Genomic DNA, 24,852 nt, shown 5'->3' with positions numbered 1-24,852 from the left:
TGAGGTGTAAACATGGCGTTTTATAAATCAAGGATTGGTATAGACCTGGGTAGTTTTTATATTAAAGCAGTTGAAGCTTATAAAACAAAAAATGGAATTTATATAAAGAAATTTATTAAGCTGGAAAAAAAAGAGAATGAGGAGATAATCCCGCTTTTGAAGGATATTCGATCTAAATTAGGGAAAAAAAGTGTAATTTTTGGCCTTCCATCAAAACATATTATATACAGGAATATTTCCCTCCCCAAAATGAAGCCCAAGGAGCTGAAGGAAGCGGTTTACTGGGAATCTCAGGATTTTACAATGGTTATAAAGGATGACTATACTTTTGATTACGAGATAATTTCTGAAAACGAACAAAGTGTACAGTTACTCTTAGCTGCAGCCCCCACTTCGGTAATAAAAGAATATATCGAGTCCTTTGAAAAAGCGGGTTTTTATGTAGAAGCGGTAGATGTTTACCCTTTGGCAGTAAGCAGGGTTTTTAAGGAAAGGTTTAAGGATGAAGTGGTAATTTTGCTGGATTTAGGACAGCACCATACTGAGGCCACAATTTTGGAAAACGGCATGTTGTTTTTCAGCAAAACCTTTAGTTATTCTGTTTCTTCTGAAAAAATAAAAGCCTTGGAGTTCATTCAGGAGATTTCAAGATTTATCGATTATTATTCTATTCAGAAAAAAGGCAAACGTATAGATAAGGTGGTACTTATGGGAGGGGGAAGCAAGTTATCGCACATTGGGGGAATGATTTTTGAAAATTTAAACTTAGAAATCCTTTTTGCAAGAGAACTAAACCTCCAGGATTTAAAAATAAAAGTCTTAAAAAATGAAACCCTTTTTGACCTTGCAGATTTTTGCAATGCATTAGGATTTGCGATGAGGGGATAGGATGAGCAGATTGAATTTAATACCGCAGGAAATACTCTTGAAGAGAAAAAATAAAAAAAGATTAGTAGTATCTTCTTTCGTTATAATAATAATATTTACGCTTGTCATTTATTATTTAGGCATTTTTTTTGCCTTTAATTACAAATTAGAGAGAGAAATAGCTTTTTATCAGAACAAGATATCACAGATAAATAACCAGATAGGAGAGGAAAAGGATTTTGAAAAGGAATTAAAAGATCTTAAGAAAAGACAGGAATTATACAATTCTTTGATTAAAGGTAAGATATACTTTTTTGACCTTATAAGTAAAATTGAAAGTAAAGAATCTGCGGATATAAATTTAACATCAATAAATTTGAAAGACCGTACTTCTATTTCGATCGCTGGCTATTGTTCCTCCTTGTCTTCCTGTTCAAATTTTTTAAGAAGTTTAAGGGATATTGAAAACTTAAAAGAAGTGAATTTAAATCACGTTCGTTTCGATTCCTCAAAAAATATATTTTACTTTGAAATTACCCTGAGTTTTTGAGTATTTTATGGACCGGGGGAAAAGGAATGAAAGGAAAACTATTTTCATTAAAAATTAATAATAAACTAAGCCAGAGGGAAAAAAAATTGCTTTTTTTACTTTTGATAGTGGTTATTTTTTATTTTTTTACGAATGTTTTTATCCCCTGGCTTGATGGCTACAAACAAAAACAGGAAAAATTAATCGCTTTAAGGGAAGAATATAAAAAAACGCTGGATTATTATAATGAGCTGGTTAGGGAGAAAAAGAATTTAGAAGAGTATAAAAGGAAAAGAGAAGAATTGAAAAGTGTGCTTCCCGATAGCAGTAACACCGAAGATGTTCTGGTAAATATAGATTTTTTAGCTACTAAAAATAAAGTTAAAATACTAATGATTAAACCTGAGGGTGAAAATAAAGGAGAAAGTGGAGAAAAATATGCCTTTTTTTCTATACAGTTAGAAGGTAGCAAGGAAGGTTTATACTCTTTTCTTTCGGATTTAGAAAAACAAAAAAGGTTAATCTTTATAGATAACTTAAATATTAATTTAAATGACAGCAATGCGGGCAGTGCAGAATTAAAGGTAAAATACTGCTATTTCTAAATTGATAATCCTGTAAATTGTAAAACAAATATGGTAATATTAAGTTGAGCAGTTTATTAAAGGGAAAGGAGGGTGAATTTGGTAAGTTTAAGGATTGAGAAACTTAAAAATGCACTAAAGGAAAAAAATTTATTCTCCGCTGTTATTTTTAAGCCGGAAAACATTTTTTATCTTTGCAACTATACCGGAGAAGGCTTTTTGCTGGTTACCGAAACTAAGATGTACATATTTACAGATTTTAGATATGTGGAACAGGCCAAAAAGGAAAGCCTCCATTGCGAGATAATAGAATACAAACCCGGGGTTTCTTCTTTTAGCCTTCTTGCTCAGGTATTAAAGGAAAATAATATTTTAAATACCGGCATAGAAGAAAATGTAGTGACTTTAAAAACTTATGAAGAATTAAAGCAAAATTTGGAAGGGATAGAAATAGGAAGAATCGGCGGTCTCGTAGAAAAAATAAGGATGATCAAGGAAGAGGAAGAAATAGAAAATATAAAAACGGCTCAGCGAATTGCGGATATGGCATTTATTCATATTTTGGATTACATAAAACCCGGAGTTTCGGAAAAAGAGATTTCCTTAGAATTGGAGTTTTTTATTAAAAAGAATGGGGCACAAGGTTTATCCTTTCCGACAATTGTAGCTACCGGTGAAAGAGCATCCCTTCCTCATGGTGAACCAACGGAAAGAAAATTAAAATACGGAGATTTTATAACCCTGGATTTTGGAGCAAAATATAATCATTACTGTTCCGATATGACCAGGACGGTATTTTTGGGAAAACCCGGTGAAGAACAGGTAAAAATATACCGGATCGTCAGGGAGGCTCAGGAAAAAGCTCTGGAGTACATAAAAGCAGGAATTTTAGGAAAAGATGCCGATAGGGTAGCAAGGGACATAATTGAAAATAATGGTTTTGGCCCCAATTTTGGACACGGATTGGGTCACGGTGTTGGTTTAGAGATTCATGAGGAACCAAGGCTCTCAAAATTGGGCGAGGAGGAATTAAAGCCGGGGATGGTAGTTACAGTGGAACCGGGAATATACATAGAAAATTTCGGTGGTGTTCGAATCGAAGATTTGGTAGTAATTACCGAACAGGGTATAAAGAACTTGACAAAATCCAGCAAGGATTTGATAATCTTATAATGTTAAATTCTTTTACTGAAAATACTAAGAATGGAGGTATCTTATATGATTTCTACAAATGATTTAAGACCCGGTGTAACTGTAGAAATTGATGGAGAGGTATATGTAGTGGTTGAATTCCAGCATGTTAAACCAGGAAAGGGTGCTGCCTTTGTAAGGACAAAGATTAAAAATGTTAAAACCGGTCAGGTCTTTGAAAGGAACTTCCGGGCAGGAGAAAAATTAAACAGGGCTATACTGGAAAGAAAAAATATGCAGTATTTATATGAGACTGATGGTACATACTATTTTATGGATACTCAAACTTATGAACAGGTACCTCTGACAAAGGAACAGCTGGGTGATGCATTGAAATTTTTAAAAGAAAACTTGGAAGTAATGGTGGTTTTTTATGAGGGCAAAGCCATAGGTATTGAACTACCCACTTTTGTTGACCTCAAGGTTGTGGAAACTGAGCCCGGCTTCAGGGGTGATACTGCTACGGGAGGATCAAAACCGGCTACTCTCGAAACTGGAGCGGTAGTTCAGGTACCACTTTTTGTTGAAATAGGTGATGTAGTAAGGATAGACACCAGGACGGGTGAGTATTTGAGCCGAGTATAAATTATAAGGAGGATAATTATGAGTGATTTAAAAGCAAAGGTAGCTTATTTGAAAGGTCTTGCAGACGGGCTGGGATTGGAGGATTCTAAAGAAAAGAGATTGCTTTTAGAGATTATTAATTTACTTGATGCGATGGCTGAAGAAATTGACGAAGTAAAAGCTTTTTCCGAAGCAACCCAGGAATATGTAGAAAGCCTTGATGAAGATCTGGGCAGATTGGAAGAAGATGTATACGGCGATGATGATTACGAAGAGGATGAGGATTATTTATATGAAGATGAAGATGAAGATGAAGATGAAGATGAAGATTTAGATGAGGATGATTACGACGATGAAGATGATGAAGATGATGAAGATTATGAAGAAATTGATTTAGATGAGAGCGACCTTGTGGAATTGGAATGTCCTAACTGCCGCGAGACGATATATATCGATAGGAGCCTTTTAGAAAGCGACAACACGGAATGCCCAAATTGCAAGACGGTAATAAATGTGAATTTTGATGAAGATAGTAAAGAACAGGAAGATTAAGAGGGAATATCCCTCTTTTTTTTTGTCTATTTTTTTATTAGATTAAAGTCATATTACAGGGTTAATTTAAATATAAATTTATAACAAAGGGGGGACAAGGTTTGTACATTGAAAAATTCTTAAAAGTAATAGAGAAAGATATATTACCGGTGTTGCCGTCTAATATCCGGGGTATTATCCAGCAAATCGAGGGAGATTTACTTGAAAAGGTTGAGGAAATAAGAATCAGAGTAGGAAAACCTCTTACACTTGTTTTTACCGGAAACGATTATTTTGTAACACCCCAGGGTACTTTGACTAAGAATCCATCAATAGCTTATGAAATTACTGAAGATGATGCCTTAAGACTTCTTTCAATAATCAGTCAGAATTCAATTTATGCATTGGAAGAAGAACTGAAAAATGGTTTCCTGACGATAAAAGGAGGACACAGAATAGGATTGGTGGGTAAAGCTGTAATGGAAAATGGAAAAATTAGAACTCTAAAGCATATTACAGGATTCAATATTCGCGTTGCAAAGGAATTAAAAGGGGTGGCTGATAAGGTTTTACCCTTTATCATAGATAAAGATGGTCGAATATTAAATACCTTGATCTTATCACCGCCCAAGGCAGGTAAAACCACATTGTTAAGAGACATTATAAGGCAGGTTAGTGATGGAAATCCAAAGCTACACCTGAAAGGTTTTAAGGTGGGCCTGGTGGATGAACGATCAGAAATTGCCAGTTGCTTTGAAGGAAAACCCCAAAAAGATGTAGGAATAAGAACGGATGTTCTTGATGGATGTCCCAAGGCCATAGGGATAATGATGCTTTTAAGATCAATGTCGCCGGAAATTATTGCTACTGACGAAATAGGTAGGGCTGAAGACGTAGCTGCTATAGAAGAAGCAATTAATTCAGGAGTTAAACTAATAACTACAGCTCATGGCAGGGATATGGAAGATGTAAAAAAAAGGCCAATTTTAAAGGAAATTATTGAACGGGGCATTTTTGAAAGATATATAATTCTGGGGTTTTCGCAAGGAGCAGGAACCCTGGAAAAAGTGCTGGATGAAAATTTTGAAATAATTTACAGTATTAATTTGATTAAAGGGGGGTATTTGAATGTGGTTTAAAATCATCGGGGGTTTTTTAGTTCTTTTTTCCTCTTCTTCCATAGGATTTATAGTAGCAAAATATTACAGTGAAAGGCCTAAATTACTAAGGCAGTTACAAAATGCTCTTTCAATGCTGGAAACGGAAATAAATTATTCCAATTCCCCGCTGCCGGAAGCGTTGCGCAATGTTGCTTTAAGATGCGATAAGGATGTTTCCTTTTTATTTTCTAAAACAAAAGAGTATATAAACTCTACGGATGGTTTAACTGCTGCTGAAGCCTGGGAAAAAGCTTTGAAGGCCTTTTCCAGGACAAAATCCCTGAACGAAACAGACATAGAAATACTTGATGCTTTCGGAAAATACTTAGGAACTTCCGACAGGGAGGATCAAATTAACAAATTAAGGCTAACCCTTTCTCAACTTAGGTCCCAGGAGAACAAAGCCATCGAGGAAAAAGAGAAAAATGAAAGAGTATGGAAATACTTAGGGGTAATGACGGGTCTTTTGATAGTACTTTTGCTAATATAAATCGGGAGGAGATGTAAATGGAAGTAAATATTTTATTTAAAATAGCAGCTATTGGAATTGTGATTTCAATTATCAACAGCGTCTTAATAAGGTCGGGGCGGGAAGAACAGGCTCAATTTACCACACTCGCAGGTGTTATTTTAGTTCTATTGATGATTATACCCCTGCTTACCCGTTTGTTTTCTAATATAAGAACGATGTTTCAAATATATTATTAAAGTTAAAATAACTTCGAAGGGGTATGTAAATGGAAATTATTAAAATAGTTGGAATTGGGATAGTTTGCACGATTTTTATTGTACTTTTAAATAAGGATCGTCAAGAAATTGCTATCCAGCTTTCAATTGTCGCGGGAATAGTTATTTTCCTGATTGTGTTAAATAAAATAAATTCTGTTATAGAGGTATTAAGCGAACTGGCTTCAAAATCTAATATTCAGTCTTTTTATTTTACAACCATATTGAAAATTATTGGAATAACCTATATTGCGGAGTTCGGTGCACAGATTTGCAGAGATTACGGTTCTGCTTCCGTTGCATCAAAAATCGAATTTGCAGCAAAAGCAATAATAATGTATCTTTCAATTCCTATTATTTTTGCAGTAGTTCAGACCCTTTTTAAGATAATTCCATAAGAGGAGGATTTCTTTGAAGAAAAATTTATATGTATTGATAATTACAGTATTGATAATTTTCTTCAATATCTTTTTTTCTAAGGCTTGTCTTGCTGACATTACTGATGAAGTGGAAAAACAACTTAAAGAGATGGAACTTAATAGAATAAATTCCTTTTTGCAGGAAATAGAAAAGGAGTATGAGGGTTACGTTCCTTCTTTTGATATAAATTTTATCCTGGATTTCATAAGGGGAAAGAACAGATTTGATATCAAAAACTTTTTTATAGGCCTTTTTGAATATTTTTTTAAGGAAATAAAAGCTAATTATGCCCTTCTTGCCAAACTAATAGCAATGGCTGTGGTTTTTGCTGTTTTAAAAAATATGGAATTAAATTTTGAAAATAATAATATAAGTAATTTAGCGCACAGTGTAGTATACATGGTATTAATTATTATCGCGGTACAAAGCTTTTACGTAGCCATTTCGGCAGGGAAAAATGCAATCGACCGAATGGTTGCCTTTGTTCAGTCTCTTGTTCCGGTTATGATGTCCCTCCTTTTAGCCGTAGGCGGGAAGGTATCCAATGCGGTTTTAAACCCATATATTTTTGCTGCAATTACTGCTTCCAGTACATGGATAAAAGATATTATTCTTCCGATCGTACTTTTAATAGCGATATTAAATATAGTAAACAATATTTCGGATAGTTTTCATGTTTCCCAATTAGCTACTTTGATGAAGCAAATAATGATACTTCTTATAGGTATATTCCTTTGTGTATTTTTAGGAACTATTGTAGTGACGGGGGCTGCAGCTTCTGCGGTAGACGGAATTTTCATCAGGACGATGAAGTTCGCATCAAAAAATTTGATTCCCATCGTCGGCGGAGTATTTGCAGATACTGTAGATGCGGTAATAGGCTGTTCGTTGATCATAAAAAATGCATTGAGTTTGGTAGGTCTTATTGCAGTGATCGTTATTACAGCATTTCCCGTAATAAAAATTTTTTCAATAATATTTATTTACAGAATTGCAGCTGCCGTAATTCAACCTCTTGGAGAAAAATCCCTGGTAAAAAGCTTAGAGGATATAGCAAACAGTTTAGTCCTTGTAATTATTTGCGTCGCATCGGTTTCTATTATGTTTTTTATAGCCATAACGGTAATACTATCGGCGGGCAATGCAGCCACGATGATGAGGTGAAATAATGGAATCAGTGATTTCATGGGTAAAGCAGATAATAATTATAGTCATGTTTTCCGTATTTATCGATTTTTTAATTCCTAACGGAAGCTTTTCAAGGTATGTAAAGGTAGTCGTGGGAATGTTAATTGTATTGGCGCTTTTAAATCCGATAATTGCCTTTTTAGACAAAGACAGAATTTTTGATCAAACTTACTTTGGTATTAAAAACTACATGGATAAACGAGAAACGGAAACCCTTTACCGATTTTCTGCCAATGAAGTACAAAGGAAAAATATAATAAAAAATTACAGGAAAGAAATAGAAGATATTATCAAATATCAAATTGAAAGAATGACCGGATACGAAGTGGAAAAGGTATCGGTAATAATTGACGAAAAACAGAATAAAGATTTTGGAGAAATTGCGGCTATTAATATGGAAATCAGGCCTAAGGGGGAAATGACCGGAAATAAAGTAAAAAAGGTATCGGTGGAGTTAACAAAAAATGTGATTAGCGGAAATGATGATAAAATTAACAACTTAATTGAAACACTAAGCAGCATTTACAATGTACCGAAAGAAAGAATTTACGTGAAGTTGGAGGGGTATTAATGAAAAATTATATGAAGGATGAAAAGATAATAAACTTAGTATTTAATAATAAAATAATTCTAAGCCTTTTTATTATAGGCATATTATTTATGACTGTTGGCGGTTTTATTTTTAAAAAAGATACTAATTTTACTGCAGGACAAAATGAAAATATTCAAAATATGGTCCCTGCGGACTATCAAAAAAATTTAGAAGGGAAATTGGAGGAAGTTTTAAGCCGGGTAGAGGGGGTTGGAAGGGTTAAGGTAATGATAACCTTTGGAAGTCAGGAAGAGGTCGAGCCTGCCTTTAATACTGTGGAAGGAGAGACTATAACGGAAGAAAAAGATAACCAGGGGGGGATGAGGACGGTAACTGAAAAGGAAGTAAATAAACAGGTGGTTCTGGTCAATAAGGACAATAAAAGCGAAGCATTTATTGTAAAGAAAATTATTCCAGAAATAAAGGGGGTATTAATTGTTGCAGAGGGCGGTGAAAGTTCGGAAACGGTGGATAGATTAACAAAAGCCGCATCTACCCTTTTGAATATTCCCGTTTACAAAATTAATGTTCTTCCTTATGTAAAAAATTAAAGGAGGGGTAAAAATGACCTTTTTATTTGAAAGAAAAAGGATAATCGTAGGAGTGCTGGTTTTACTGTTAATATTTTCGGTTTATTTAATGTTAAAAAGTGATTATCCCAAACTCTCTTTGATAAAGGAAAATAAAAGTGAAAAAAATACACTGCAACAGGTAAGTAAAAATGGGCTGGAGAAAAATTTCTTCATAGATTACAGGTTGGAGAGAGATAGATTGAGAAGTCAGGAAGCGGATTATTTAAGAGAAATAATAAATAATCCCAATGCCAGTAAAGAATCAAAGGAAAAAGCTCAAAAGGATTTAATAGCTCTTGCGCAGAAAATAGAAAAGGAAATGATGATGGAAAATTTAATAAAAGCTAAAGGCTTCGAGGATTCGGTAGTTATTTTAGCCGAAAATTCAGCTAATGTTGTTGTAAAATCAGGGGGGCTACAACCCAACGAAGTTGCACAAATTACGGATATAGTGAACAGGATTACGGGGCTTCCCTTAGATAAAATTACCATCGTAGAAAGAAAATAAAAAATATTGTATTCAATTGTAATCGATAGATATTTTTGTTATAATTTAAGATAATTGGATAATATTTGCATTGTGGAGGTAAAAAAATATGGTTATAGACAACGAAAAGGGCTCTGTAAAGATAGCTGACGAGGTAGTTAGTGTTATAGCCGGATTGGCAGCTTCCGAGGTTTCAGGAGTAGCCGGAATGAGCGGAGGAATAGCTGGAGGTATTTCTGAAATTCTGGGAAGGAAAAATCTTTCAAAGGGAGTCAAGGTGCAAATTAATGAAAAAGATGCGGTTATAGATGTCTACCTTATTGTAAATTATGGTGTAAGGATTCCTGAGGTTGCGTGGAAGGTTCAGGAAAATGTCAAGAAAGCAGTCGAAAACATGACGGGATTAAACGTTTCGGAGGTAAATATACATATTCAGGGTATTAATTTTGAACAGACACCAAAAGAGCAGACCAAATAATTAAAGCCCCTTCAGGGGCTGATTTCCATTGAAAGGGGATTATATTAGAATGATAGAAAAAATTTTCCTGGGATTTTATTCTTTTATCATTGTTATTATTTCATTTTCTGCAATTATGTATTTTTTGGATCTTCCTTTTCCTTTGCTGAATTTATGGACAAGTTTTGCAGGAATGGTCGGGAATTTAGAATTTGCCATAATCTTTGGTTTAGTATTTTTATTGAGTCTTTACACTTTGTATCTCTCCTTAAAAATAAAAAGGGTTGAATTGGCGCAAATCAATAAGTCTGAAATTGGTGGTGTAAGCATTTCTTTTAAAGCTATTGAAGACATGGTAGCTATTTTAATGAAAAAATACGATGCTGTAAAAGAGACAAAAATTCATATAAACAAAAAAGAAAACGGCGTAGGCATAAAACTTTATTTATCTGTTACTCCCGAGGCAAATATTCCCGAACTGTCCGCAGATATTCAAAAAACTGTTAAGGAAGCCCTGCAGTCGGCAGCAGGAGTGGAAGTAAATAATGTAAATGTGGTAATAAAGGACGTATTTAAAGCAGCTAAAAAAGCATAACACGAGGGGTGAAAGAATGAATTTTTTTTATGAATTGTGGGAATATCATAAAGGAAAAATAACAGGAGTGATTTTGGGATTCATCGTGGGGCTTTTAATTTTAATCTTCGGTTTTTTTAAAGCTCTTTTTTTAATATTTTGTTGTGCAGTCGGATATTTTATAGGTAAAGCCATTGATAAAAACATTCCGATAAGAGAATTTATAAATAAATTTTTACCACCGTATAAATAGATTAAAGGAGGCAGGATTTTTTTGACCAGAAGATCCGCACGGGAAATAATCTTCAAAATGCTTTTTGCTTACGAATCCGGAGAAAATACTCCTGAAGAATCTCTTTCCATAGCCTGGGAGAAGCCTATTGAAGAAAAGGATAAAGAATATATTTTAAGAGTTTTTGAAGGAGTTATAAAAAATTTAGATTTAATTGATGGCATTATTCAAAAGTATACCATTGACTGGAAATTAGAAAGACTTTTACTTACGGATAAAACTCTGCTCAGGTTGGCGATATATGAAATATTATTTTTAGAAGAAATACCGGAAGGTGTTTCAATAAATGAAGCTGTGGAATTGGCTAAGGTTTACGGGGATTTAAAATCTCCCAAGTTTATTAATGGAGTGCTTGGTGCAATTGTTAGAGATCTGGATAAAATAAAGGAAAATATTTAATTTTTTATAATCCGGGGGTTTCTATGGAGGGTGAAATTTTTTCGGTAGGTGAGGTTACACGATATATTAAATATTTATTTGATAATGATGAAATCTTGACAGGAATTTCTATACGAGGGGAGATTTCCAATTTTAAGTGCCATAATTCCGGGCATTTTTATTTTTCCCTGAAAGATGAAGAGGCTCAAATTCGCTGCGTAATGTTTAAAAGTCGCAATATGAACCTCGATTTTTTCCCTCAAAACGGTTTGAAAGTTATTGCAACGGGTTATATAACGGTTTATGAAAAAAACGGTGAATATCAACTTTATGTGGAAAAACTGGAAAAGGATGGGATAGGGGAATTATTTCTTCAGTTTCAAAAATTGAAAGAAAAATTACAGGAAGAAGGACTATTTGATGATTCAAGGAAAAAAAGTCTACCATTCTTACCAAAAAATATAGGTATAGTTACATCTATTGACGGTGCAGCACTAAGGGACCTTTTGACGGTAATAAAAAGAAGATTTCCCAATGTAAACATTACTATAGCACCGGTTTCGGTTCAGGGTGAGCAAGCAAAAGATGAAATATCTGAAGGAATAGAATTATTAAATATTTATGGAAATGTAGATGTAATAATAGTTGGTCGAGGCGGGGGATCAATAGAAGAATTATGGGCTTTTAATGAAGAAAAAGTAGCGAGAGCAATAGCCGGTTCGAAAATTCCTGTTATTTCTGCGGTAGGTCATCAAACGGATTTCACCATTGCGGATTTTGTTGCAGATATGAGAGCACCAACTCCTTCCGCAGCTGGAGAAATGGTAATACCCGAAAAGGATAAATTAAAGAGCAATTTGGAAATAATGAAAAAGAGATTGTTTAAACGTTTAGAAGCCATAATAAGCACTAAAAGACAGGAAGTGGAATATTTAAAAAGACACTGCACGGAAAAAAAATTTAATGTGATTTTGAATACTAAAAGGCAGGACTTAGATGAGGTCTTAAAGAATTTGATAAATTGTGTAGAAAATATGCTCGATGAAAGGAAGATAGCTTTTAATTATCTTGTTGAAAAGTTAAATGCTTTAAATCCTCTTGCAGTTCTAAGTAGAGGATATAGCATTTGCCAGGATGAAAACGATAAGATTATAAAATCTATCGAATATGTTTTCATTGATCAAAATGTAAAGGTAATGCTGTGGGATGGTTTTATAAAATGTACGGTAATTTCTAAAGAAAAAAGGGTGATAGAATGAAATACGAAGAAGCTATAGACAAACTTTCTAAAATAGTCGAGAGGTTAGAAGAAGGTTCACTTTCCTTAGAAGAATCACTGACCCTATTTGAAGAAGGGATAAGGCTTACAAAAATATGTATGAAAATACTGGATGAAGCTGAGGGAAAGATACAGATTTTAACAAAGGAAATTAATGGGGAGATAAAATTGACAGACTTTGAAGAAGGAAGTGCAGAAAGTTGGAAGAGCTAATTAGAGAAATGCAGGCATGTAAAATACTGGTGGATAAAGCTTTGAATGAATACCTTCCCGATGAAAATTTATATCCTTCGGAAATTTTTAAAGCAATGAGATACAGCATTTTTGCAGGCGGAAAAAGAATAAGACCCATCCTCGTAATGAAAGCGGCGGAGATTTTTGGGCTTTCAAAGGAAATGGTACTTCCTACGGCTTGCGGTATAGAAATGATACATACCTACTCGTTAATACATGACGATTTACCCTGTATGGATGATGATGATTTAAGAAGAGGTAAACCTACCTGTCATAAAATTTTCGGCGAGGCTATCGCATTGTTAGCGGGAGATGCTTTACTTACCCATGCTTTTTTAGTAATTTCAAAGAATAGAGAAATTAAAGGTATTGATGCAAATGCGGTTCTTGATGTAATTGAAAGAATTTCCAAAGCAAGTGGGCCATTAGGAATGGTCTCGGGGCAGGTAGTTGATATTTTAAATGAAGGAAAGGTCATCGATGAAAAACTACTTTATTTTATGGATGATAAAAAGACGGCGGAGTTAATAAAAGTTAGTCTTTGGGCAGGTGCAAGGCTTGCAGGTGCCGATGAAAGGGAACTTGAAAGAATGGAACATTTCGGCGAAAAAATAGGATTAATATTTCAAATTACGGATGATATATTGGATGTGGAAGGCGATGAAAAAGCCATTGGTAAGCCCGTGGGAAGCGATATTAAGAATAAGAAAAACACCTTTATCAATGTATATGGATTAAAGCAATCGAAAGACATTTTAGGAGGTTTGGCGCAGGAAGCAAAAAACCTTTTGCTTGATTTGGAGAACAACGAGTTTTTAATCAAGTTGGTTGACTTTCTCATAAATAGGACTCATTGAGCATAACGACTATTCAGTGAAAATTACTTATCATTAAGGGATTGGTAGCTCAAAAAGGTTTAAATTTGACTATTTTCGCGTTTGTAACCTGTATAATGTTTATGCTATAATTGAATTCGCATCAAGGGCAGGTGGCGCAGTATTCTAGTCGAAATCTGCTTCTCTGAAGACGGGGCTAAAAATCCGTCAAGGGCACATCGATGAAGTTCTTTGTGCTGGCTTTCGACGCCCAGTCGGGGGCTGGTGCAGGGAGTAAGGAAATGGGGCGGCCTGCAACGGCATGCGGGATTGCGACCCTATTTCCGTGGAGACCCAAGTTTGTGGTCTAATCGTCAGGAAAAGGCTACGGCTTGGGGGGTTAACCTGCATCCGATACTTAAGTGTTGGGTGCAGTGTAGCCTGCCTTGAGTGGTATGGGTGGAAAAAGTATTTTTACTTTGAAACCCATGCTGCAAAAGAGGCTAGGAGAAGCGTGATTTCGGTGAGGAAAACTCCTAGACTGTTCCCAAACGAGGGAAGCGGAGCGGGGATTACAGTGCGGACTAAGTGGCAATCCAGTCCTGCTTCTGGCAACAAAGCAGAAGAAGGCTTAAAGGGGAACCGCCCGGGCGGCGACGACGGGTGCCTTCTTGGGAAAACCTACTGGACCTAAGCCGCAATATTTACCCGTTTCGTTGCCTCCTGCCCCCACGGATTACTATGAGGTGCATTTGTTTGAAAAAAGAAAAACTATTTAAAAAAAGTAAATCGAAGATATTGAAAAATGATAACGGAAAACCAAAGGCAAGCTGGATAGTAAAAGTAATAATTCTCGCTTTTGGTTTATCCGTTTTTTTTAGCCTTGGCTCTGAAATATTGATGTCAAGGGTTAATCTAATAATTTCATTTATTATATTAGTAGGAATAATATTTATAGGTATATTATTTGATATAATAGGTACTGCGGTGACATCCGCCGATGAAGCTCCTTTCCACGCAATGGCTGCGGATAAAGTAAAAGGCGGAAGGGAAGGCGTTAGACTAATTAGAAACGCCGATGTGGTTTCGAATTTTTGCAATGATGTAATTGGAGATATATGTGGTATAATAAGTGGTTCGGCTGGAGCAGCAATAGTTTTAAAAATTTTTATTTCAAAAGGCGGGGTAAAAGAAACTTTAACCAGTATTATTATTTCGGGTATTATCTCTACGGTTACAGTAGGAGGTAAAGCGCTTGGGAAGACCTTTGCCATAAATAATTCAAAGGAAATAGTTTATAAAGTTGCATATATTGCCTGCCTGTTGAACGAAAAATTTGGGATAGATATAATTCCTAAAACAAAAAGTAGTACAAGAAAAAAGGGTTAAAGGAGAGAATGCCGTGCCCAAGGAAAGGTTGGATTTATTGCTTTTGAAAAAAGGTTTTTTCGATAGCAGAGAGAGGGCAAAAGCGGAAATAATGGCCGGAAATGTTTTTGTTAACGGTAAAAAGGTGGATAAAGCCGGTACTTTTGTAAAGGAAGATGCGGAAATTTTTATAAAAGAAAGGTCCATTCCATATGTCAGCAGAGGAGGGCTAAAATTAAAAAAAGCCCTGGATTATTTTAATATTAAGGTAGAAGGGAAAATTGCAATCGATGCAGGAGCTTCAACGGGTGGCTTTACCGATTGTCTATTAAAAGAAGGTGCTAAAAAAGTATATGCGGTTGACGTGGGTTACGGACAGTTAGACTATACATTGCGAAATGATGATAGGGTTGTAAATATTGAAAGGAAAAATGTTCGTTACTTAACCTTTGAGGATATAGGCGAACTGGTAGATATAATTACAGCCGATTTATCTTTCATTTCATTAAAGCTTGTCTTTGAACCTTTTAAAAAACTTCTTAAAGAAGAAGGGGATCTGATAACATTAATTAAACCGCAATTCGAAGTAGGCAAGAATGAAGTGGGGAAACACGGTGTCGTAAGGGATATGAGGTTACATGAAAAAGCCATAAGGAATGTACTTTTAGAAGGTGAAAAAATAGGTTTTTACTGCCATGGACTTACTTTCTCACCGATTCAGGGACCGGAAGGAAATATAGAGTTTTTGGCATGGTATAAAACCTATAAATTATCCGGATTAATAGATATTGAAAACGTTGTAAAGGAAGCCCATAACAGTTTTAAGAGGTGAGCATATGAAGCATTTAAGCCTTTTCATCAATACCTCTAAGCCAAAAGCGGTAGAAATTTCTGAGAGTTTAATCGATTGGTTGGAGAAAAAGGATTTTAAGGTAAAAAATAGGTTTGCAGTAGAAGAATTAAAGGATATAGAATTGGATTTAATGAATTCGGTGGAATTTGCCATATGCTTGGGCGGAGACGGTACATTACTTAGCGTTGCAAGAAAACTTGCACCATTAAATATACCCATTTTAGGAATTAACGTAGGACATGTTGGTTTTTTAACAGAAATAGAACTAAAGGACCTTTTCAGGGATCTGGAGTTCTTTAAAACTGGAAAATTTTTTTTGGATAAACGTATGATGATTGAAGCTTTTGTAAAAAGAGGGGATAAAGTACTAAGTAGCTTCCTTGCTCTAAATGATGTGGTTATTACAAAGGGGCCTTTTGCACGGTTAATACGGATAAAAGCTACATCCAATAATTCCTATATAGATACATATCCTGCGGATGGGCTTATTATATCTACACCTACGGGGTCTACGGCTTATTCTTTATCGGCTGGTGGCCCTATAGTCAGTCCAAATATGGAGCTTTTAATTTTAACTCCAATATGTCCTCATACTCTTCAAAATCGTTCGATTGTTGTATCAAAAGATGATATAATAAAAGTGCAGGTTTTTGCAGAACACCAGGAAATTATGCTGACAATAGATGGGCAAGAGGGTTTTAAATTAATGCCTTTTGATGAAGTAATAATAAAAAAATCTGAATATTATACAAATTTGATTAGAATTAAAAACAGAAGTTTCTTTGATCTTCTAAGAATGAAACTAAAAGAACCCAACGGGAAAAGTTATTAAAGGAGGTTACTGGATATTGTGAAATCAAAAAGGCAGATGAAAATTAGGGAAATAATCAAAGAAAAGCCTATAGAAACCCAGGAAGAGCTGGCGGAAGAATTAAAGAAAAGTGGTTTCAGCGTTACTCAGGCTACGGTATCGAGGGATATTAAGGAATTAAGACTGATAAAAGTACTGAAAAATGGTAAATACTGTTATGACGAACCGGAGAGCATTATTACTCCTTCGGAAAAACATTTAAGGATGTTTAAAGATTCCATATTATCCATAGATTATGCAGAAAATCTAATTGTAATAAAAACGTTATCCGGTGCGGCTCAGGCTGCCGCTTTTGCAATAGATAATATTAAATTTGAAGAAATACTTGGGACTATAGCGGGTGATGATACAATACTGGCGGTTGTAAGGTCTAAAGAAAAGGTAAAGGATGTGGTGGAGAGAATTAAAAACATTATAAAATAGCCATAGCTAAAAGGGGGTTAATAAATGCTCCTTAAGTTAAATGTTAAAAATTTGGCTCTGATAGAAGATATATCCATCGATTTTAAGCCGGGGTTAAATGTTTTAACCGGTGAAACGGGTGCTGGAAAATCTATCTTAATAGATTCCATAGGATTGATTTTAGGAGATAGAGCCAGCACGGAATTAATAAGAACCGGAGCTGAAAATGCTTATATTGAAGCTGTTTTTGATGTAAAAAGTGAAGAAGCAAAAAATATAATCAGGGAATACGGTATTGATGAAGAGGAAACTTTAATTATCACAAGAGAAATAACCCTTCAAGGGAAAAATTTTTGCAGAATAAACGGCAAATTGGTACCTCTCTCTGCTTTGAAAAATATAGGAAGATATATGGTTGATATCTTTGCCCAGCATCAAACCTATCAACTTCTTTTTGACAGTGAGTACCATTTGAAAATACTGGATGAATTAGGGGAAAAAAAGGTTGAAACCCTAAAAAAAGAATTAAAAATTATTTTTGAGAAAATGAAAGAAATAAATAGAGAAATTAAAACACTTTTAAAAGAAAAAAGTGAAGCGGAAAAATTAAGAGATAGATTATCCTTTGAAAAAGAGGAACTGGAAAATGCATTTCTTTCTCCTGAAGAGGATAAAATTTTAGAAGAAGAAAGAGAAATTCTTGTAAATTCTGAGAAAATAATGAAATCCCTTATTTTGGCTGAAAGCTTACTGTACGAAGGAAACGATTCCCTTCCTGTACTGGAGCTCCTGGACAAAATCATTGATGCCCTTGAAGGGATATCTATTTATTTTAAAGATATAGATCGCACTTTGAACACAATTAAAGAGTCCTATTATTCCCTTCAAGAAGCTGCCAATGATTTGCGGAAATTTATAAATAGGGTTGATTTTAATCCAGAAAGATTGGACAGGGTTTTTGATAGATTATCCTTTCTCGAAAGACTGAAAAAGAAATACGGTATGTCTTTGAATGAATTGATAAAGTATAAAGATGAAATAAATAAAAAACTTGAAGACATTTTAAACCTGGATGAAAAAATCGAAATTAAAAATGGTGAATACCGGAGTTTGATGGAAAGCTACATGTATAATGCCATTAAATTACATAATTTGAGAAAAGAAATAGCTGAAAAATTAGAAAAAAAGATATTGAAAGAACTTGAGGAATTAGCGATGAAAGGAGTTCAATTTTCGGTAGATTTTAAATTTAAAGATGATATGGAGGGAATTAACTTTCAAGGGCAGAAAATAGCATATGGAGAAGATGGATTTGATTTTGTGGAATTTTTAATCTCTACCAACACAGGAGAGCCATTAAAACCTTTAAATAAAATTGCATCAGGCGGGGAATCTTCGCGGATAATGCTTGCAATAAAAAATATTATAGCGGATGTAGATAAAATTCCTTGTTTAATTTTTGATGAAATTGATACCGGAATTGGAGGGAGAACTGCTCAGACTGTAGGGGAAAAGTTATACAAAGTAGCGAAAAACCGCCAGGTATTATGTGTTACTCATTCTCCGCAAATTGCTTGTCTTGGTGATGCGCACTTTCAAATCAAAAAAATAGTGAAAGATAATAAAACAATAACCGTTGTGGAAGAATTAACTTTTGAAAAAAGGGTAGAAGAAGTCGCAAGAATGTTAGGCGGCACGGAAATTACTTCTAATACAATACAATATGCAAGAGAAATGCTGACTATGGCACAAAGATTTAAAGAGTCAAAATAATTTCATAAAATAAAAAATTCATTATTTATAAACGCCTTTAGGGATTAACTTCCTTAAAGGCGTTTTTATTTTTAGCAAATCATTTAAAAATTGTCTGTATAAAAAAACTGTTAAAGGAAATCTTAAAAATCAGGTTAACCTTTTTTAAAGGAGTGAAAATATGAAATGGAAAAAGCGGCAAATAATAGGATTAACCCTATCGGTTTTAATAATATTATTCTATTTTTTAACAAATACTATTTCCCTGCCGGAAAGGTTAAGCTTGATTGAAGGAAAGGAACAAAAAATCAGTATTAAGGTTCCTTTTACTTTTGAAATATTGTGTGAAAATGGTAATAATTTACTGATAAATGGAGAAAAAGTACAGGATTTTGTAAAAATAAATTTAAGAAACCCGGTAACAATACAATCAGCAAAACTCGGAAGCTATAATTTGGAATGGAGGCTATTCGGGGTAATTCCCGTAAAAAAAACCAGGGTTGAAGTAATTCCCCAGATCGAAGTAGTTCCCGGAGGCCATTCCATAGGTGTAAAATTAAAGCCTAATGGAGTTATTGTAGTGGGGACCGGACCAATTTCTGATGAAAAGGGCAAAACTTATATCCCTGCAAAAGAAGCGGGAATTGAAATGGGAGATACAATATTAAAAGCAAATGGAATTTATGTTTACACAGCAGAGGATCTATCTACAATTATTAATAATGATGATGATAAGATTATAACCTTAACCATAAAAAGAAATGGAGCCATTTTTGATGTAAATGTAAAAGCAATGAAAAATCGAGCCGGGATATATCAATTAGGCCTTTGGGTAAGGGACATTACGGCGGGGGTAGGTACACTTACTTTTTATCATCCTGCAACAAGGATTTACGCCGCCTTAGGGCATATAATATCTGATTCGGATACGGGTAAAATAATTGAAATTGGTAACGGTGAGATAATACGAGCAAAAATTACCTCTATACTCCCTGCAAAGAAAAATATACCCGGTGAAAAACGTGGAGTTTTTGTCAAGGAAGAGGAAGTTATAGGGAATATTCTGGAGAATAATAATTTTGGCATTTTCGGACAGATATATGAGCCACTGGAAAATCCCTATTACGGACAAATACCTGTGGCACCAAGCAGCTATGTACATCCGGGCAAAGCAGAAATTCTTACGGTAGTTGAAGGTGAAAGGATAGAACGATATGAAGTGGAAATATTAAGGGTCTATAGACAGGAGGCTCCTTCTCCGAAAAGTATGGTAATAAAAATTACAGATCCAAGGCTTTTAAGTAGAACTGGTGGTATAGTTCAGGGCATGAGCGGTAGTCCAATTATTCAGGATGGCTTCTTGGTGGGTGCGATTACTCACGTATTCGTTAATGACCCTACTAAAGGGTATGGTGTCTTTGCAGAATGGATGTTAAAAGAAATTGTCAAAATTAATGAAAATATTCCATAAAAAATATTAGATATTTTTGTAAATTTAGCAGGTATTTTCCAATATTTGTCGAATATAAAATATTGTATTAAAATTTCATCAATCATTATCGGGGGAGGGTTTAATTTGGGGGGAAATAATAAAATCAGGGTTCTAATCGCAGATGATAACAAAGAATTTTGCGAACTTTTGCAGACATTTTTAAAAGAGGAAAAAGACATTGAAGTGGTTGGTGTAGCCTATGACGGATATTCCACAATCGAAAAAGTGAGGGAATTAAATCCGGATGTTTTAATTTTAGATATTATTATGCCAAATTTGGACGGTATTGCAGTAGTAGAAAGGCTAATCAACCAGAGTATAAAGCCAAAAGTAATTGTACTTTCAGCGGTGGGACAAGATAGATTTACACAAAAAGCCTTGACAATTGGAGCCGATTATTACATTGTTAAGCCCTTTGATTTTAGCGTTCTGGCAGAAAGGATAAGGGAAGTGGTATTGGAGGGAAATAGATTTATCCCCCCTTCTATTTATCGGGATGGAGATATAGATAAAAATGACGAAAAAGATTCCTCGGTAAATTTAGAAATGGAAATAACAAATATAATACATGAAATAGGGATCCCGGCTCATATAAAAGGATATTTTTATTTAAGAGATGCTATTGCAATGGTGGTGAACAATATTGAGCTCTTAGGAGCGGTAACGAAAATACTTTATCCAACGATTGCCAAAAAATATAATACTACCCCCAGCAGGGTGGAAAGAGCTATAAGACATGCTATTGAGGTGGCATGGAACAGAGGTTGCATAGAAACTATTAACAATCTTTTTGGATATACTATTCCTAAGGATAAAGGCAAACCAACTAATTCGGAGTTTATAGCAATGATAGCCGATAAAATTCGTATGGAGAGATTGGATAATATTGCGGTATAATATTTTTACAGAAAGCGCGGCAAAAACGCGCTTTTTGTATTTTAAGAAAAAGTTTTGGAATACTAAATGTGAAAAAATTTTACCAGGGTGTTTATAATGATTTGCGGAAGAGCTTGTGTTGGTAAAAAAACAAAAAATTTGGTAAACAAAATAAGACCCGGTGAAATCGCTGTAATTTTTCATAAAGATATAGATGAAATAGCAGCAAGTTTTCTTTTAGAAAAAAAGGTTAAAGCGGTTATAAATTTTGAAACTTCCTGTAGCGGAAAATATTACAATAAGGGTCCGGAAACATTAATAAAAGCTAAAATACCTCTTATTGACATCAGATCACCCTATCAAGGAGAAATTAAAGAAGGGGACATAATAAAAGTTAAAGACAACGGGGATATATTTGTAAATGGGAAATTTTTTGCAAAAGGCAGATTCTGGGATTTAGATAGTTTGAATAAATGCAGAAATTTAGCAAAACAAAATATCGATAAGTATCTTTTAGATTTTGTCGAAAATACCATAAATTATATTGAAAAAAACCGGGACATAATAAATTCCAATTATTCCGTTCCGGATGTTAATGTGGATATTAAAGGGAAGCATGTTTTAATAGTAATCCGAGGACACGAGTATAAAGAGGATTTATCAATGCTGAGAAGTTACATAGAGGAAATGAAGCCTGTATTGATTGGAGTTGATGGAGGGGCTGATGCAATTATAGAATTCGGTTATACTCCCGATATTATTATAGGAGATATGGACAGTATTTCCGATGACGGGTTGCTATGCGGGGCAGAAATAATTGTTCATGCTTATCCGGATGGAAAAGCACCGGGATTGGAAAGGATAAAAAATTTGGGTGTTAAATATTCTATTTTTTCGGTAACGGGAACCAGCGAGGATGCCGCATTTTTACTGGCTTTCGAGAAGGGAGCAGATTTAATTGTAGCAGTTGGCACACATACAAGTATGCTGGATTTCTTGGAAAAAGGCAGGAAAGGCATGGCAAGCACATTTTTAGTGAGATTGAAAATGGGACATATCCTCATCGATGCAAAAGGTGTAAATAAACTTTATAAAAGAAAGGAGGAAAATTTCAGCTTAATATTGCCCATGGTATTAACAGGTATCATTCCTATTTTTATACTTTTCTTAAATTCTCCCATTTTATCGCATGTATTTAAATTAATAATTCTGAAGTTAAAACTGGCATTAATGATGTTCTAATCCGAGGTGGTAGAATTGTACAACATAAGAGTAATAAGCCTATTGACCGTATCCATTTTTATTTCCTTTACAATTGGTTTATTAACGGGTTTTTCCGTGAATGGGAGTGAACTTATTGCATACCAACAACAAGATACTATAGAACAGTTAGAAACTACATTGAATAAATTAAAAGAAGTAAATAAAAAACTAAATGCAGAAATAAAGGAAATAATAAAAAAACAAAAAGAAGACTGCGTTTTTTTAGAAGAACATTTTGATGATATTTTTAAAAACAGGCTATTAGGAGAAAAAATTATAATATTAACTTCAGAAAAAAATAATATTGAAATTTTATTAGACTCTTTAAAAATGACCGGTGCCAGTATAGAAATAAAAAACCTTAACGAAAAAACATTTTTTCCGGTAGAATGCGATTTTATTATTTTACTGAAGTATAAAGATGAAAATAATAATGATCTTAACGGCATTATAAAATTTTTAAAGCGTTATAATCAAAATTTCGTAGTTGTTCAGGATTATCCGGCTACTGTTGAAGATAAGAAATATTATGCACGTGAAAAAATATTTTATGTAGATGAAATTAATAATGTAATAAAAAGAATAAGATTAATACATTTTTTATCAAAATAAATTAATATAATCCTTAGAGGGAAAAATATGATGGCAATTCTTACTCTTAATATAGTTTTTTCTAATATTTTATCTTATTATTTGATTACTCAATTTTTAAAATGGGATATAAAAAAAGTAAAAAACTATAAAGGTGAAGATATTCCTACTTCGGGAGGAATTGTTTTTATTATTGTTCAATTTCTTATGAGCATGATTTTATACACTTTTACCAGAGAAAAATTATTTATTTTACTTAATCTTTTTGGAATCCTCGCAATAGGAATAATTGGACTTATCGATGATGTCTTTGGGCAAAAAAATATAAAGGGATTCAAGGGGCATTTTTCTTGTTTTTTAAGAGGTAATTTAACAACAGGTTTTCTTAAAGCTATTATCGGATTTTTCGTTTCCTTTTTCATTTCTTATACAAAAAATAGTCATGATTTAAAGGAATTAATAATAGATACTTTTTTTATCTGTCTTTCTATTAATGCTTTAAATATATTGGATATAAGGCCCGGTCGAGCATGTAAATTTTATATAATTTTTTGTTTAATTGGTCTTTTGAAATTATTTTTTATGAAAAATTATAACATAATAATGACGATATTCCCTATATTATTTTCAGTAATTGTATTTTTGTCCTTTGATTTAAAAGAAAAGGTAATGATGGGGGACACGGGTGCAAACGTATTAGGTCTTCATTTAGGAATATTATTTTCATGGATACTTTCAAGTAAATACAAAATAATTATTTTATTTTTTTTGTTATTTTTAAATATCTTTGCAGAGAAATTTTCAATATCAAAAATTTTGGATAATATAGGGGGGAGAAAAATCTGGAAAAAAGGCCCGGTTTCATGATTAGATTAAGAAAAGGCAGGGTTTTAGATGTAATTGAAAAGAGAGAGGGGATAGAAGAAGTCCTGGTGGAAAGCGAAGGTAATTTACATAAAGCTATTAATTACGTTCCGTTAAGCGGGGAAGTGAGAATTGGCGATGAAGTAATTCTTAATACTACGGCGGTATTTTTAAATCTTGGAAGTGGAGGATATCATTTTATAATACACAATTTTAGAAATTCCCATCTTGATATTGAAAAAAAAGGACATATAATGAAATTAAGATATACTCCTTTTCAAATAAAATGCTTTTCCGTCGAAGAAAAGGAAGATATTAGAAAAATTATTGAAAATACGCCTTCTTTAGATGGAATGCCCGTGGTAATTATTCCTCTTCATAGCGCTTTAGCTCCAGTTTGTGCAGCCATTAAGTGTTATCAGAGAAATGCAAAAATTGCTTTTATAATGACGGATGGAGGGGCATTACCTATTTTTTTTAGCAAAACGGTTTTTTTATTAAAAAAGCTAAACCTTTTGGATTTAACAGTTACAGTAGGGCATGCTTTCGGTGGAGATTTAGAGGCTGTGAATTTATATACCGGTTTACTTGCTGCAAAAGCGTCGGGATGCAATATAGCTATTGTTGGAACGGGACCGGGCATAGTAGGTACTGGGACAAAATACGGAAATACGGGGATAATCCTTGGAGAAGCCGTAAATGCTGTTAATATACTAAAAGGGAAAGCGATTTTTATCCCAAGAATTACAATTTTCGAAAATAGAGCAAGGCATTTTCTGGTAAGCCACCATACATTAACGGCATTATCCGAAATAGCATTAACTAAGGCTATTGTTGTTCTTTCAGAAGAAATAGATTCAGTGATTAAAGATTTGGTTATGAGAAAGTTCTTAGAGTATAAATTAACAGATAAACATGATATCGTTTTTAGAAAAGGAAAGAGAGCTATAGATTTTTTGATCGAATGTAATTTCCCTCTGTATTCGATGGGGAAAAATTATGAAAAAGAACCCTATTATTTTTTAACTGCAGCTTCAGGAGGTGCTTTTGCTGCAGAAAATATTATTTAAGTGAGGAGGA

The 24,852-nt window shown here is 34.0% G+C and carries 32 protein-coding genes; all 32 read left to right on the top strand.

The window, feature by feature from the left end; translation table 11 throughout:
• Positions 1–12 precede the first annotated feature (12 nt).
• The gene (gene pilM, locus ACPLOV_RS04795) at positions 13–888 is read left to right on the top strand and encodes a type IV pilus biogenesis protein PilM (protein WP_424908296.1); all 876 of its coding nucleotides are present in this window, start codon (positions 13–15) and stop codon (positions 886–888) included.
• 1 nt (position 889) lies between these two features.
• A complete protein-coding gene (locus ACPLOV_RS04790) occupies positions 890–1,417 on the top strand; it encodes a PilN domain-containing protein (RefSeq protein ID WP_424908295.1) in 528 nt (175 codons plus the stop codon).
• 26 nt (positions 1,418–1,443) lie between these two features.
• Positions 1,444–2,001, top strand: coding sequence for a type 4a pilus biogenesis protein PilO (pilO, locus tag ACPLOV_RS04785; protein ID WP_424908294.1), 558 nt, complete (start codon positions 1,444–1,446; stop codon positions 1,999–2,001).
• A 78-nt stretch (positions 2,002–2,079) separates the two neighbouring features.
• The gene (locus tag ACPLOV_RS04780) at positions 2,080–3,153 is read left to right on the top strand and encodes a M24 family metallopeptidase (protein ID WP_424908293.1); all 1,074 of its coding nucleotides are present in this window, start codon (positions 2,080–2,082) and stop codon (positions 3,151–3,153) included.
• 45 nt (positions 3,154–3,198) lie between these two features.
• A complete protein-coding gene (gene efp, locus ACPLOV_RS04775) occupies positions 3,199–3,756 on the top strand; it encodes an elongation factor P (protein WP_068748586.1) in 558 nt (185 codons plus the stop codon).
• A gap of 18 nt (positions 3,757–3,774) precedes the next feature.
• Entirely contained in the window at positions 3,775–4,287 is a 513-nt protein-coding gene (locus tag ACPLOV_RS04770) for a CD1247 N-terminal domain-containing protein (RefSeq protein WP_424910730.1), read from the top strand.
• 101 nt (positions 4,288–4,388) lie between these two features.
• A complete protein-coding gene (gene spoIIIAA, locus ACPLOV_RS04765; protein ID WP_424908291.1) occupies positions 4,389–5,405 on the top strand; it encodes a stage III sporulation protein AA in 1,017 nt (338 codons plus the stop codon).
• Positions 5,395–5,916, top strand: coding sequence for a stage III sporulation protein SpoIIIAB (spoIIIAB, locus tag ACPLOV_RS04760; protein ID WP_424908290.1), 522 nt, complete (start codon positions 5,395–5,397; stop codon positions 5,914–5,916). The genes spoIIIAA and spoIIIAB overlap by 11 nt, the downstream gene beginning before the upstream one ends.
• A gap of 17 nt (positions 5,917–5,933) precedes the next feature.
• Positions 5,934–6,134, top strand: a complete 201-nt coding sequence (gene spoIIIAC, locus ACPLOV_RS04755; protein WP_068748582.1) for a stage III sporulation protein AC — start codon at positions 5,934–5,936, stop codon at positions 6,132–6,134.
• Between the two features lie 29 nt (positions 6,135–6,163).
• Entirely contained in the window at positions 6,164–6,550 is a 387-nt protein-coding gene (gene spoIIIAD, locus ACPLOV_RS04750; protein WP_424909044.1) for a stage III sporulation protein AD, read from the top strand.
• Positions 6,551–6,563: 13 nt separating this feature from the next.
• On the top strand, positions 6,564–7,736 hold the full coding sequence (gene spoIIIAE, locus ACPLOV_RS04745; protein WP_424909045.1) for a stage III sporulation protein AE: 1,173 nt from the start codon (positions 6,564–6,566) through the stop codon (positions 7,734–7,736).
• Between the two features lie 4 nt (positions 7,737–7,740).
• Positions 7,741–8,331, top strand: a complete 591-nt coding sequence (gene spoIIIAF, locus ACPLOV_RS04740) for a stage III sporulation protein AF (RefSeq protein WP_424909046.1) — start codon at positions 7,741–7,743, stop codon at positions 8,329–8,331.
• Positions 8,331–8,903: a hypothetical protein gene (locus ACPLOV_RS04735; RefSeq protein ID WP_424909047.1), complete on the top strand. Its 573-nt coding sequence runs from the start codon at positions 8,331–8,333 to the stop codon at positions 8,901–8,903. Before spoIIIAF ends, ACPLOV_RS04735 begins: the two co-directional genes overlap by 1 nt.
• 13 nt (positions 8,904–8,916) lie before the next feature.
• Positions 8,917–9,432, top strand: coding sequence for a SpoIIIAH-like family protein (locus ACPLOV_RS04730; RefSeq protein ID WP_424909048.1), 516 nt, complete (start codon positions 8,917–8,919; stop codon positions 9,430–9,432).
• A gap of 88 nt (positions 9,433–9,520) precedes the next feature.
• Positions 9,521–9,889, top strand: coding sequence for an Asp23/Gls24 family envelope stress response protein (locus ACPLOV_RS04725; protein ID WP_424909049.1), 369 nt, complete (start codon positions 9,521–9,523; stop codon positions 9,887–9,889).
• Positions 9,890–9,938: 49 nt separating this feature from the next.
• Positions 9,939–10,463, top strand: coding sequence for an alkaline shock response membrane anchor protein AmaP (gene amaP / locus ACPLOV_RS04720; protein ID WP_424910729.1), 525 nt, complete (start codon positions 9,939–9,941; stop codon positions 10,461–10,463).
• 16 nt (positions 10,464–10,479) lie between these two features.
• Entirely contained in the window at positions 10,480–10,695 is a 216-nt protein-coding gene (locus tag ACPLOV_RS04715; protein ID WP_424909051.1) for a DUF2273 domain-containing protein, read from the top strand.
• A gap of 21 nt (positions 10,696–10,716) precedes the next feature.
• A complete protein-coding gene (nusB, locus tag ACPLOV_RS04710; protein ID WP_424909052.1) occupies positions 10,717–11,133 on the top strand; it encodes a transcription antitermination factor NusB in 417 nt (138 codons plus the stop codon).
• 23 nt (positions 11,134–11,156) lie between these two features.
• Positions 11,157–12,371, top strand: a complete 1,215-nt coding sequence (gene xseA / locus ACPLOV_RS04705; protein WP_424909053.1) for an exodeoxyribonuclease VII large subunit — start codon at positions 11,157–11,159, stop codon at positions 12,369–12,371.
• The gene (locus ACPLOV_RS04700) at positions 12,368–12,604 is read left to right on the top strand and encodes an exodeoxyribonuclease VII small subunit (protein ID WP_424909054.1); all 237 of its coding nucleotides are present in this window, start codon (positions 12,368–12,370) and stop codon (positions 12,602–12,604) included. Before xseA ends, ACPLOV_RS04700 begins: the two co-directional genes overlap by 4 nt.
• Positions 12,592–13,482, top strand: coding sequence for a polyprenyl synthetase family protein (locus tag ACPLOV_RS04695; protein ID WP_424909055.1), 891 nt, complete (start codon positions 12,592–12,594; stop codon positions 13,480–13,482). Before ACPLOV_RS04700 ends, ACPLOV_RS04695 begins: the two co-directional genes overlap by 13 nt.
• 714 nt (positions 13,483–14,196) lie before the next feature.
• On the top strand, positions 14,197–14,829 hold the full coding sequence (locus ACPLOV_RS04690; protein WP_424909056.1) for a hypothetical protein: 633 nt from the start codon (positions 14,197–14,199) through the stop codon (positions 14,827–14,829).
• Positions 14,830–14,842: 13 nt separating this feature from the next.
• Positions 14,843–15,640, top strand: coding sequence for a TlyA family RNA methyltransferase (locus tag ACPLOV_RS04685; protein WP_424909057.1), 798 nt, complete (start codon positions 14,843–14,845; stop codon positions 15,638–15,640).
• 4 nt (positions 15,641–15,644) lie between these two features.
• Positions 15,645–16,493 (top strand): NAD(+)/NADH kinase, encoded by an 849-nt coding sequence (locus tag ACPLOV_RS04680; protein WP_424909058.1) that lies wholly within the window; start codon positions 15,645–15,647, stop codon positions 16,491–16,493.
• An 18-nt stretch (positions 16,494–16,511) separates the two neighbouring features.
• Complete coding sequence (locus ACPLOV_RS04675; protein WP_424910728.1) at positions 16,512–16,955, top strand: arginine repressor; 444 nt, start codon at positions 16,512–16,514, stop codon at positions 16,953–16,955.
• Between the two features lie 24 nt (positions 16,956–16,979).
• A complete protein-coding gene (gene recN / locus ACPLOV_RS04670) occupies positions 16,980–18,707 on the top strand; it encodes a DNA repair protein RecN (RefSeq protein ID WP_424910727.1) in 1,728 nt (575 codons plus the stop codon).
• A gap of 160 nt (positions 18,708–18,867) precedes the next feature.
• On the top strand, positions 18,868–20,157 hold the full coding sequence (gene spoIVB / locus ACPLOV_RS04665; RefSeq protein WP_424909061.1) for a SpoIVB peptidase: 1,290 nt from the start codon (positions 18,868–18,870) through the stop codon (positions 20,155–20,157).
• A gap of 105 nt (positions 20,158–20,262) precedes the next feature.
• Complete coding sequence (spo0A, locus tag ACPLOV_RS04660) at positions 20,263–21,075, top strand: sporulation transcription factor Spo0A (protein WP_424909062.1); 813 nt, start codon at positions 20,263–20,265, stop codon at positions 21,073–21,075.
• Between the two features lie 93 nt (positions 21,076–21,168).
• Positions 21,169–22,296: a putative cytokinetic ring protein SteA gene (gene steA / locus ACPLOV_RS04655; protein ID WP_424910742.1), complete on the top strand. Its 1,128-nt coding sequence runs from the start codon at positions 21,169–21,171 to the stop codon at positions 22,294–22,296.
• Between the two features lie 15 nt (positions 22,297–22,311).
• Entirely contained in the window at positions 22,312–22,929 is a 618-nt protein-coding gene (locus tag ACPLOV_RS04650) for a copper transporter (protein ID WP_424910726.1), read from the top strand.
• 27 nt (positions 22,930–22,956) lie between these two features.
• Positions 22,957–23,775: a glycosyltransferase gene (locus ACPLOV_RS04645; RefSeq protein WP_424909064.1), complete on the top strand. Its 819-nt coding sequence runs from the start codon at positions 22,957–22,959 to the stop codon at positions 23,773–23,775.
• Positions 23,772–24,842: a DUF3866 family protein gene (locus tag ACPLOV_RS04640; RefSeq protein WP_424909065.1), complete on the top strand. Its 1,071-nt coding sequence runs from the start codon at positions 23,772–23,774 to the stop codon at positions 24,840–24,842. Before ACPLOV_RS04645 ends, ACPLOV_RS04640 begins: the two co-directional genes overlap by 4 nt.
• Positions 24,843–24,852: the final 10 nt, after the last annotated feature.

Origin of the sequence: Thermovenabulum sp. (assembly GCF_049723235.1) — a bacterium.
Lineage (GTDB): Bacteria > Bacillota > Thermosediminibacteria > Thermosediminibacterales > Thermosediminibacteraceae > Thermovenabulum.
The sequence above is the reverse complement of the archived record's forward strand: the minus strand, read 5'-3'. Positions and strand labels throughout refer to the sequence as shown.

Bases quoted from the DNA above. Each gene is read 5' to 3' on its own strand.
- pilM (WP_424908296.1), top strand. From the start codon at position 13: ATGGCGTTTTATAAATCAAGGATTGGTATAGACCTGGGTAGTTTTTAT.
- ACPLOV_RS04790 (WP_424908295.1), top strand. From the start codon at position 890: ATGAGCAGATTGAATTTAATACCGCAGGAAATACTCTTGAAGAGAAAA.
- pilO (WP_424908294.1), top strand. From the start codon at position 1,444: ATGAAAGGAAAACTATTTTCATTAAAAATTAATAATAAACTAAGCCAG.
- efp (WP_068748586.1), top strand. From the start codon at position 3,199: ATGATTTCTACAAATGATTTAAGACCCGGTGTAACTGTAGAAATTGAT.
- ACPLOV_RS04770 (WP_424910730.1), top strand. From the start codon at position 3,775: ATGAGTGATTTAAAAGCAAAGGTAGCTTATTTGAAAGGTCTTGCAGAC.
- spoIIIAB (WP_424908290.1), top strand. From the start codon at position 5,395: ATGTGGTTTAAAATCATCGGGGGTTTTTTAGTTCTTTTTTCCTCTTCT.
- spoIIIAC (WP_068748582.1), top strand. From the start codon at position 5,934: ATGGAAGTAAATATTTTATTTAAAATAGCAGCTATTGGAATTGTGATT.
- spoIIIAD (WP_424909044.1), top strand. From the start codon at position 6,164: ATGGAAATTATTAAAATAGTTGGAATTGGGATAGTTTGCACGATTTTT.
- spoIIIAF (WP_424909046.1), top strand. From the start codon at position 7,741: ATGGAATCAGTGATTTCATGGGTAAAGCAGATAATAATTATAGTCATG.
- ACPLOV_RS04735 (WP_424909047.1), top strand. From the start codon at position 8,331: ATGAAAAATTATATGAAGGATGAAAAGATAATAAACTTAGTATTTAAT.
- ACPLOV_RS04730 (WP_424909048.1), top strand. From the start codon at position 8,917: ATGACCTTTTTATTTGAAAGAAAAAGGATAATCGTAGGAGTGCTGGTT.
- ACPLOV_RS04725 (WP_424909049.1), top strand. From the start codon at position 9,521: ATGGTTATAGACAACGAAAAGGGCTCTGTAAAGATAGCTGACGAGGTA.
- amaP (WP_424910729.1), top strand. From the start codon at position 9,939: ATGATAGAAAAAATTTTCCTGGGATTTTATTCTTTTATCATTGTTATT.
- ACPLOV_RS04715 (WP_424909051.1), top strand. From the start codon at position 10,480: ATGAATTTTTTTTATGAATTGTGGGAATATCATAAAGGAAAAATAACA.
- xseA (WP_424909053.1), top strand. From the start codon at position 11,157: ATGGAGGGTGAAATTTTTTCGGTAGGTGAGGTTACACGATATATTAAA.
- ACPLOV_RS04700 (WP_424909054.1), top strand. From the start codon at position 12,368: ATGAAATACGAAGAAGCTATAGACAAACTTTCTAAAATAGTCGAGAGG.
- ACPLOV_RS04680 (WP_424909058.1), top strand. From the start codon at position 15,645: ATGAAGCATTTAAGCCTTTTCATCAATACCTCTAAGCCAAAAGCGGTA.
- recN (WP_424910727.1), top strand. From the start codon at position 16,980: ATGCTCCTTAAGTTAAATGTTAAAAATTTGGCTCTGATAGAAGATATA.
- spoIVB (WP_424909061.1), top strand. From the start codon at position 18,868: ATGAAATGGAAAAAGCGGCAAATAATAGGATTAACCCTATCGGTTTTA.
- ACPLOV_RS04645 (WP_424909064.1), top strand. From the start codon at position 22,957: ATGATGGCAATTCTTACTCTTAATATAGTTTTTTCTAATATTTTATCT.
- ACPLOV_RS04640 (WP_424909065.1), top strand. From the start codon at position 23,772: ATGATTAGATTAAGAAAAGGCAGGGTTTTAGATGTAATTGAAAAGAGA.